Source organism: Aquitalea sp. S1-19, assembly GCF_024343515.1.
Window position 1 is genome coordinate 1 of record NZ_RJTZ01000117.1, and the last position, 9127, is coordinate 9127.

The 9127-nt window shown below is 58.1% G+C and carries 9 protein-coding genes; 7 read left to right on the top strand and 2 right to left on the bottom strand.

Features of this window, described 5'->3' with window-relative positions; translation table 11 throughout:
* Positions 1–72 precede the first annotated feature (72 nt).
* Both EGI20_RS14740 and rfbD read right to left on the bottom strand, forming a co-directional pair.
* Entirely contained in the window at positions 73–387 is a 315-nt protein-coding gene (locus EGI20_RS14740) for a helix-turn-helix domain-containing protein (protein ID WP_498632374.1), read from the bottom strand.
* Between the two features lie 253 nt (positions 388–640).
* The gene (gene rfbD / locus EGI20_RS14745) at positions 641–1558 is read right to left on the bottom strand and encodes a dTDP-4-dehydrorhamnose reductase (protein ID WP_498632375.1); all 918 of its coding nucleotides are present in this window, start codon (positions 1556–1558) and stop codon (positions 641–643) included.
* Between the two features lie 222 nt (positions 1559–1780).
* Here rfbD and EGI20_RS14750 point away from each other — a divergent pair, with 222 nt between their 5' ends.
* The 7 genes from EGI20_RS14750 to EGI20_RS14780 all read left to right on the top strand — a co-directional run bounded on the left by EGI20_RS14750 (position 1781) and on the right by EGI20_RS14780 (position 9015).
* Entirely contained in the window at positions 1781–2827 is a 1047-nt protein-coding gene (locus EGI20_RS14750; RefSeq protein ID WP_498632376.1) for a glycosyltransferase family 4 protein, read from the top strand.
* Positions 2817–3818: a glycosyltransferase family 2 protein gene (locus EGI20_RS14755; protein WP_498632378.1), complete on the top strand. Its 1002-nt coding sequence runs from the start codon at positions 2817–2819 to the stop codon at positions 3816–3818. Before EGI20_RS14750 ends, EGI20_RS14755 begins: the two co-directional genes overlap by 11 nt.
* Positions 3815–4399, top strand: coding sequence for an acyltransferase (locus tag EGI20_RS14760; protein ID WP_498632380.1), 585 nt, complete (start codon positions 3815–3817; stop codon positions 4397–4399). Before EGI20_RS14755 ends, EGI20_RS14760 begins: the two co-directional genes overlap by 4 nt.
* On the top strand, positions 4392–5663 hold the full coding sequence (locus EGI20_RS14765; RefSeq protein ID WP_498632382.1) for a glycosyltransferase family 4 protein: 1272 nt from the start codon (positions 4392–4394) through the stop codon (positions 5661–5663). The genes EGI20_RS14760 and EGI20_RS14765 overlap by 8 nt, the downstream gene beginning before the upstream one ends.
* Positions 5664–5806: 143 nt before the next feature.
* Positions 5807–7078, top strand: coding sequence for an O-antigen ligase family protein (locus EGI20_RS14770; protein WP_498632384.1), 1272 nt, complete (start codon positions 5807–5809; stop codon positions 7076–7078).
* A 79-nt stretch (positions 7079–7157) separates the two neighbouring features.
* On the top strand, positions 7158–8393 hold the full coding sequence (locus EGI20_RS14775; RefSeq protein ID WP_498632386.1) for a glycosyltransferase: 1236 nt from the start codon (positions 7158–7160) through the stop codon (positions 8391–8393).
* Positions 8386–9015 carry an acyltransferase gene (locus tag EGI20_RS14780; protein WP_498632387.1) on the top strand — a complete coding sequence of 210 codons (630 nt, stop codon included), beginning with the start codon at positions 8386–8388 and terminating at the stop codon, positions 9013–9015. The genes EGI20_RS14775 and EGI20_RS14780 overlap by 8 nt, the downstream gene beginning before the upstream one ends.
* Positions 9016–9127: the final 112 nt, after the last annotated feature.

Below are 9127 nucleotides of genomic sequence, written 5' to 3' on the forward strand. Positions count from 1 at the left end.
TGTCCATCCGTAGGTAAACCTCGTATAGCTGCGCGTTTTAGCCTGTCCACCGCTGCCGTTCAAGCACGCTAGTTATGCAACTGCAGCCGCTGATACGTCTGCCTGCTTGGCCTTGATAGCTTTGCTCAGGCTTTTGTACAGGTCGGGATGTGTTTCATGCAAATACTCGACGATGGCGATGTCTTCTTTTTTGACTTTGGCAAGATCGATCTGCTCGATATGTACCAGGCGCAGTAGTTCGCGTACTGGCTTGGGCATGTTGCGGCCACTTTCGTAGCGGCTGCCGCCGGATTGGGTCACGCCGATGGCGGACCAGAACTGCTGCTGGTTCTGGCCTATCTTGCGGCGGATTTCACGTGGGTTCTTGATCGTGTCGAATAGTTTCATTGTGTTGTTCCGTTGATTCTTAAATGCAGTAAGGGTATGACGTGAGAGATTACTATAAGTTCACGCTTATGTGGTAGTTTTTACTATCTTTTTTTTGATCTGTTGTATTTCGGAGGGTTCTTTTGTGCCGCAACAGGTTCAGCCTGTCCGCATTTGTAATGCCTGTTTTACGGTGATCAGTCGTAAACGTAACGGTCACGAGCAGACGGTACGACGGTCAGATCCAGCATGCACGTTGTTTTACTCCGAAGGGCTATGCAGCCACTTTTATCGGGGCTGACAAGGGCATGAGTTGTTCGATTACATGCTCTACGCCGTGTTGCCATGGCGGCAAACTCAGCTCGAAGGCACGTTGCAGTTTGCTGCAGTCAAGCCGCGAGTTGGCAGGGCGACGCGCGGGCAGGGGATAGTCGGCTGTGTCTATGCGCTCGATGGCATCAGGCTTCAGACGTAATGGGTAACCCAGCGCATGAGCATAGGCGATAAGGTAGCTTGCATAGTCGTACCAGCTGGTTTCGCCTTGTGCTGCTAGGTGGTAGGTGCCGTAACCGAAGCGGTGGCTGGGACGATGGTAATGAGTGATTAGCTGGGCGGTGACATCGGCAACCAGTGCCGCACTGGTCGGTGCACCGATCTGGTCTGCGATGATGCGGAAACGTTCGTGCTTAGTTGCCAGCGCAAGAATGGTCTTGAGGAAATTGTGGCCGTGGGTGCCATATACCCAGCTTGTGCGCAATATCAGGTGGTGGCCTGTGCTTGCGCGCACAGCCTGTTCCCCCAACCATTTGCTTCGTGCATATACCGATTGTGGCTCGGGTGTATCGTCTTCGCGCCATGGGCGCTTGCCTGCCCCTCCAAAGATGTAATCGGTGCTGTAGTGGATCAGCAGTGCGTCGCCCTCCGCGCACCAGCGTGCCAACACACCTGGTGCATGGGTATTGATGGAATAGACCTGCTCCGCATCGCTTTCTGCTTGGTCGACGGCGGTATAGGCAGCTGCGTTGACGACAATTTGCGGTCGCAGGCTATCCAGTATTGTCAGCATGCTGGCTTCGTTCGTGAGGTCGAATTGCTCGCGTGTCAGCGCGAAGACGTCACCCAAGGGGGCGAGCGCACGGCGTAGCTCAAAGCCAAGCTGACCGTTGGCACCGGTAATCATAATGAGGCTCATGGTGTGCTTTCCTTAAGGGGCCCGCTCAAAGCGTCATCTGGTACTCGTCCTGATGGGACGAGTTTCTTTTTGCAGTGTCGGTGCCATCGCCCGGAAATGATGGCCGAAATGTAAAACTGTGATGGCGGGTCTCTTGCCGGTGCAATTTTGCATTGCTGTCACGATTGCTTGGTGTCTAGCGGCAAGAATGCAATGAGCCTCGCACGTTCAAAGGAAATAAGCATGCCGACCTTGATATATATCCTGCACAGCGGCCAGCTTTATGGCACCGAACGTATGGCCTTAGCCACCTTGGCTGAACTGGCGTGTCGTGTTGAAGCCGTATTGTTGGCGCCGCCAGGGCCGGTACACGACGAAGCACAGCGGCTTGGCATCCGCAGTCTGTCGTTTGGCTCCTTGCCGGCATTAGCTGCCCGCCTATGGCCGTTGTTGCAAGCGCCGGATGTCAGGCTATGCAGCACGGGAGTGAGTCAGGCCTTATTGGGTTGGTTTTTGGGCGGTTTGCTCTGGCGCCTGCCGCAGCAGGTACATGTCGTGCATGGCGGTACGGATGAGCATCTCAGTTATGGACGTAAACATTGGCTGCAATGGCTAGGCATCGAGTTGGTCGCGGTCTCCGCATTCGTGCGGGAGCGTTTGCTGGCAAACCGTTGCTCCCCAGAGCAGATCACCGTTATCGAAAATTTCCTGAGCGGATCGCTACCTGTACGTCCGGCATTACGCCGTGAAGGGGCGTTACAGGTTGCTATGGTCACGCGGCTAGACCCGATAAAGCAGGTCGGGTTGGCGGTGGATGCGTGGAATACTTTGCCTGCCTCTGACCGTGCCTGCTTGCGCGTGTGCGGCAGTGGCTGGCAGCAGGCGGTGCTGCGCCAGCGTTCGCAGGGTAACCCGGATATCGAGTGGTTGGGCTTTGTGCCTGCAACAAGTCAAATTTTGTTGCAAAGCGATCTTTATCTGCATACCTGCCCGTGCGAGCCATTTGGCTTGGCGATCCTTGAGGCGATGGCGGTCGGGGTGCCGGTTCTGGTGCCGGATAGCGGTGGTGCGGGTTTGTTGGTCGAGCACGGGCGGACCGGGTTTCATTACCGGGCCGGGGATAGAGCGGATCTGTGTGCCCAGATTCAGGCCATTGCCAAACTGCCGGCCGAAGCACTCGATGAGGTTGTGGCTCAGGCGCGCCGGCAGTTGCAGGGGCGTTTTTCTGCATCTGCACGTTGCGATGATTACGCCGCGTTACTGGGCCTGGGGCGTGCATATGAGTGCTAACAACGAGGTTGCCTTGGCGGTGGTAGTCATTGGCCGCAATGAGGGAGCTCGCCTGCATCGCTGCTTAATGTCGGTGCTGGAAAGTGACTGGCCACGAAGCCTGCTTGAGCTTATTTACGTCGATTCCGGCTCCAGCGACGATAGCTGCCAGGTCGCGGCTCGGGCGGGGGCTCGCGTGTTGTCGGCCGGCATGGCTGGCGCGGGCGCTGCCCGAAATGCGGGCTGGCAGGCTTGCTCGGCCGAATGGGTGATGTTTCTTGATGGCGACACGGTGCTGGCGCCGCACTTTTTGCGCTTTGCCATGCAGGCGTTGCGTGAGGATGCCGGTGCCGCCTGCGTCTGGGGACATCGGCGCGAGATGGCGCCTGAACAATCGTTGTATGTGCGGGTGCTCGATCTCGATTGGCGCTACCCGCCGGGAGATACGTTGTTTTGTGGCGGAGACGTATTGTTTCAGCGGGCCGCTTTGCTCGATGCCGGTGGTTACAATCCGGCCATTCTGGCCGGAGAAGAGCCTGAACTGTGCGAACGGATACGCGGTATGGGCGGGCGAATTGTGCATCTTGATACGGAAATGACGCTGCACGACCTGGCTATTACATGTTTTCGCCAGTATTGGCAGCGTGCAGAACGCAGTGGTTACGCCTACGAGGTGGTCAGCCAGTATACCCGGTCGCTATGGCGGGACGAGGTTCATCGTGCCTTGTTCAGGGCGCTAGTGCTTGCCGCATTGCCACTCGCAAGCCTTTTGGGTGCTTGGTTTTTTGGCATCGCAGCCGCTGTGCTGCCTTGGTGTGCTCTGTCCCTGCTTATCTTGCGTACCGCCTGGCGAGCGCGTTGGCGCTGTGCCGATGCCGCTACTTTGTTCTGCTATGGCGTGCATAGCTGGTTTGAGCAACTTCCTATAGCTGTCGGCATTTTGCGTGGTCGGCTAGGGGGCAGGATGCCTCGCGCAGGCGCACCGGTTTCATACAAGGAGCGCTCGGAATGAAGTCGCTGCTGGCGTTTTGTTGCAGGCCATGGTTGGGGGCTCTGCTCGGATGGGGCATACGCGGAAAACGCCTGTCCGCATGGCTGGGGCTCGCCGCCCGCATCCCTTTACCCAGCAGTTGTGTAGTCATGGGATCGGTCGAATTGCATGGCACGAAGGCTATCCAGATCGGCGAACGGTGCTTGTTCTATCCGGGGCTTTATTTGGAGACCCAGCAGGAGGGAGGGGTGCAAATTGGCGACGACGTCGTGTGTTCGCGCGGGGTTCATCTGGCTGCCTATGCCGGGATCCGAATTGGCGCAGGGAGCATGCTTGGCGAGTATGTCAGCGTGCGCGATGCCAATCATTGCCGGCAGGCGGGCATGTCACTGCGAGAAGCTGGTCACCGCGCCGCGCCGATCGACATCGGGCAGCAAGTCTGGGTAGGACGTGGCGCGATTATTCTGTCCGGCGTACGGATTGGGGATAGGGCGACGATTGCAGCCAATGCGGTGGTCAATCAGGACGTACCTGCGGACGGTATGGTCGGTGGCGTGCCGGCCAGACCACTATCGCGGGTAAAGAGAGGGATGCATGAGTGAACCGCTATTGATGGTGGCCTATCAGTGCGGCCCGGACATGGGGTCGGTGTCCCAGATCGGGTGGGAGTGGTATGTGCGCATGGCTAGGCGCCGGCCAGTGACCCTGATCACGCACAGCCGTAACCGTGCCGCACTGAACGCCCATGGGGCACCGTTGCCGGGTTCGGTCGTACATTACGTGGACACTGAGTGGTTGGCCGGACCGCTGTACCGAACGGCCTGCCGGCTTTTTCCCGGGCGCGAACATGCAATTTTTCTGCTTAGCTCGCTTGATTACTACTTGTTCGACCGGCTCGCCTTGCGTCAGGCACGTCATTGGCAACAGATCGGGCAAAGATGGATTGCGGTGCATGTGCCAACGCCGGTCAGTGCTGCGGCAGGGACCTGTCTTGACCGGCTGGGCCTGCCGCTGGTGAGGGGGCCGCTTAATTGCGGCCTAGGCACTCCGATCGGTTTCGAGCAGGTACTGAAGCAGGAGTCGCAGTGGCTTAACGGCTTACGCAGAGCCGGCTTGTTTGCTAGTCGTTGGCTGGAGCGTAAAACGCCCAAGCGGATGACGTTAACGGCTAATCGTACTACCCGTGCGGCTTTGCCTCCTGCACAGCGGGCGGGGAGCATGATGCTGCTGGAAAATGGCATTGAACCGCACCTGTTTCCTGCATTTCCCTGGCCAGATCCGCCGGGAAATGGCCAGCCGCTCAAGATCTTGTTTGTCGGGCGCATGCTGGCTGTCAAAGGTGTTGATTTTCTATTGCGCGCCGTGGCCAGACTGGTGCATGAGGACGGCATCCCTGTTGAGTTGACTTTAGTTGGCGATGGCGGGTGTCGTGTGGCGTATGAGCAGCTGGCCCAGGAATTATCTATCGGGGAGGTATGCCGCTTCATCGGCAATATTCCGCTCCAGGAGGTTCCTCTGAGAATGCAGGCATGCCATGTGTTTTGTTTGCCGTCAGTGCGCGAGTCGGGAGGGGGGGTGCTGCTTGAGGCCATGGCCAGTGCCCGGCCGGTGATTGCCTTCAATTATGGGGGGCCGGCTGAGCTGGTCGATGGGCGCTACGGGGCGCTACTGGATGCGGATGGACCCGCTGCGCTGGTGGATGGTTTGCAGACGGCCTTGCTTGATTGCTACCGCCACCCGGCTCGCTGGGCGGCGATGGGACGAGCAGCCGCGGATTGCATACATGCACCACATCCGCTGGGGATAGCCTGGGAAGACAAGCTCGATGTCGCTGAACATCTGTACGCCAGCTTGCACAATTCATGATCAAGCCAAGGTATGCCAGGCGCTGTGGGCTGTTCTCATAGACGAGGGAAGAGCATATGCAATACATCGTTTATCTGGCGCCCTTGGGTATTTTGCTACTTTACTGGCGTGCCGGCTGCCAGCAGACTCTGATACGCGGTTACTTGCCCATCTTACTGCTGCTGCCCGACTGCTATCGGGCACTGACGCCGGGGCTGCCCGACCCCAGTTTCAACCAGGCCGCCATCCTGCCGCTCTTGCTGATTGCGCTGTGGCGTGAGCGAGCGGCGTGGACGCCCTCCATTAGTGATGTGCTGGTGCTGGCTTTCGCATCGTGTGTAGCGTATTCGGAATTCAGTAATGCGGGTTACAACGAGGCGCAAAATCTGATGTTTGCGATGCTGGCCTCGGTCGTCGCACCTTATCTATGCGCGCGCTGGCTACTGCGCGAACCTGGTGACGATGTCGCTTGTGCGCGCGTGTTCGTAATCTGCTGTGTGCTGGTATCGGTTATTAGCGTCTACCAGTTTCGTTTCGGCATCAACCCCTGGCACTTGTTAATCGGACCGTTTTTCCCAGGGCAAGGCGACGGCTGGGTGACAACTTTCCGCCATGGTATGGCCCGCATCGCCGGGCCTTATTCGCATGCGATCCTGGCCGGTGTCATGCTGGCAATGGCTTGGCGCTTGGCGCGCTGGCTACAGTGGGGAGGTCATTGGGAGCGGGAGATGCGTCACATCCGTCTGCCGGGCAGTAAGGCCATGTGGATCAATGGCTTTCTGTTGGCCGGCATCTTTATGACTGTCGCGCGTGGGCCGTGGCTGGGCGGGGTCGCCGGCGGCGCATTAATGTGGGCGTCGCATGGGCGTGAGCGGCATAAACGGCTCTGGAGCGTGTTGTTTCTATTCGCGTTGGCTGCCTTCGTCGGACAGTTTGCAATGGATGCTTATTTGGACATCCGCCCGGGCATGGTGATGACCACTTCGCAAGAGTCGGCAATGTATCGCAAGGAACTGATGGATCAGTACCGGTCCATCGCTCTGGAACATGCATGGTTCGGCTGGGGGCGTAACACCTGGCCTAAGATGGGCGGGATGGTGTCTATTGATAACTACTACCTGCTGCTCGCGCTGATGCACGGCGTGTTCTCGATGGTTTTGTTGGTGTTTTTGTTGGGGTGGATGGCAGTGCGCTTGCTCTATCACGGGCTAGCCGAGCCGCCTGGTCAGGCGTCCTTGCCGTTTACCTTTGCCGGTATCATCGCCATGATGTTTGTGTCGCTAGGGACTGTCTACCTTGGAGAACAGCCGATGCCGGCCCTGTTCTTTGTGCTGGGGTGGGCGGAGAACCTGCTGCATCGGCGCGGTCATCTTCCTCAGGTTTCAGTGTCATCACAAGCCGTATGCGGGCTTGGATTCAGACATGTGATGCGTTAAAGGTTTCGAATTTGCAATGCGGACACAAGCTGTGGCATTCGGCACTGTTTAATGAAAATAACAGTAACAGGAGCCTGCCATGCCGCGACAACCTTACCCGCTAGCCTATCTGGTTAGTGCCTATCCGGCGACATCTCACACTTTCATCCTGCGCGAAGTCACTAGCCTACGCGCACGCGGCTGGGCGGTGACCACGATCAGCATTAATCGCGATACACGGGCGGCGCATACGCTGGATGCTGATGAGCAGGCGGCCCAACGAGATACCTGGGTGGTCAAAGACTGGCCGCGAGTTCGCCTGTTGCCTGATCTGTTTAGCGCGTGCTGGCGTTTTGGCCCGAGGGTGTTATTGGCCACTCTGGCTTTTGCACTCAGGCTTGCCCGCCCGGGCTTGCGTGGTCATCTCATGGCGCTTGCGTACTGGCTGGAGGCGGCGCTGTTGGCAGGGTGGTTGGCCCGCAGGGGAATTAACCATCTGCACGTGCACTTTGGCAACGAAGCCGCTCTTGTCGGATTGCTGGTCAAGCGCATCAGTGGCTGCACGCTTAGTTACACCATTCACGGGCCTGATGAGTTTCAGGATGCGCGCGGTCAGCAACTGGCTGCCAAAGTCGCTGCCGCGGACTGCATCGTCTGCATCAGCCACTTTGCCCGCAGCCAGCTGATGCTGTTTAGCGCGCCGCAGGACTGGGTGAAATTGCAGGTCATTCGTCTGGGGGTTGATGCCGCGTATGGCCTGCCGGCCAGCCTTCCTGCAGAGAGCTTGCGGCTGCTATGCGTCGGCCGGCTATGCCCGGCTAAGGGGCAGCATCTGTTGTTACATGCAGTGGCACGGCTGCGTCGTGCAGGGATTAAATTGTCGCTGTTGATGGTCGGTAACGGGCCGACAGAGTTGTCTTTGCGTGCCGAGGTGGGACAGCTTGGGCTTGACTGTGTTCATTTTGCCGGGGCGCTGGGAAGAGAGGCAGTCAGGCACAGCTATTCGCAAGCCGATGTATTTGTTCTGCCAAGTTTCGCCGAAGGGGTGCCGGTTGTATTGATGGAAGCGATGGCAAGTGGCCTGCCTTGCGTGAGCACTCGTGTCGCCGGTATTCCTGAACTCCTTATTGATAACCAAACAGGTTTACTTGTACCGCCTGGTGATGAGGACGCACTGTTTGAGGCGCTTTGGCGGCTTGCAAGCAGCCCCGATTTACGCAGTCGCTTAGGGGCACATGCACGCGCCTGGGTGCGAGAACACTATGCTTTTGAGCGTAATCTGGACCAACTGGCAGGCTGCCTGCTGGCGATAGGTCGGGAGGGAAAGCATGCTTGAACGTGTCAAGAGCTGGATGCGGGCGTGCTTGCGCCGGCAGGCGCTGGAACGAAATCAGCTGGTCTGGTTGTACCGGCGGGTTTGTCGGCCACATGGAGCCGAGTGGGCCGACTATCTGCGTATGCATGGCGGATTACACCGGATAGGGGCGCTTTGCGAGATCAATATGAACGTCACGATCACTGATCCTGCCTATGTTTGCCTGGGACGTAATGTCCATCTATCGGGTTGCACGCTATTTGGTCATGACGGTAGCGTCGGCATGGTCAATGCAGCGTTGGGACTTGAGCTTGACCGGGTTGGCAAGGTTGATATTCGGGACAATGTATTTATTGGCCATCAGGCCGTGATTTTGCCGGGTGTGACCATCGGGCCGAATGTCATTGTCGCGGCCAATGCCGTGGTTAGCTCCAGTGTACCGGCTGGCGTGGTTGTTGGTGGCGTTCCTGCACGGGTGTTGTGTACCTTGGACGAATGGGTCGATCGGGTGAAGATGGCTAACACGGACTTGCCATGGGCGGACGAATTTATGCACTGCCGTCTTGCCGGTATGCCGGAGTCCGCTGCTTTGCGGACGCAACGCGCACGCTATTTTTATGGGGAGGCGCGCCTCGATGAATGAATACCTCCTGTTCGGAGTGCAGTTTTTTGGCGCGTTAGCCGCGCTGCTGGCTTTGCCGGGCACGTTAACGCTCTGGCGCTGGACGCGTGCAGCGAGGAGAAAGCCGCACTCC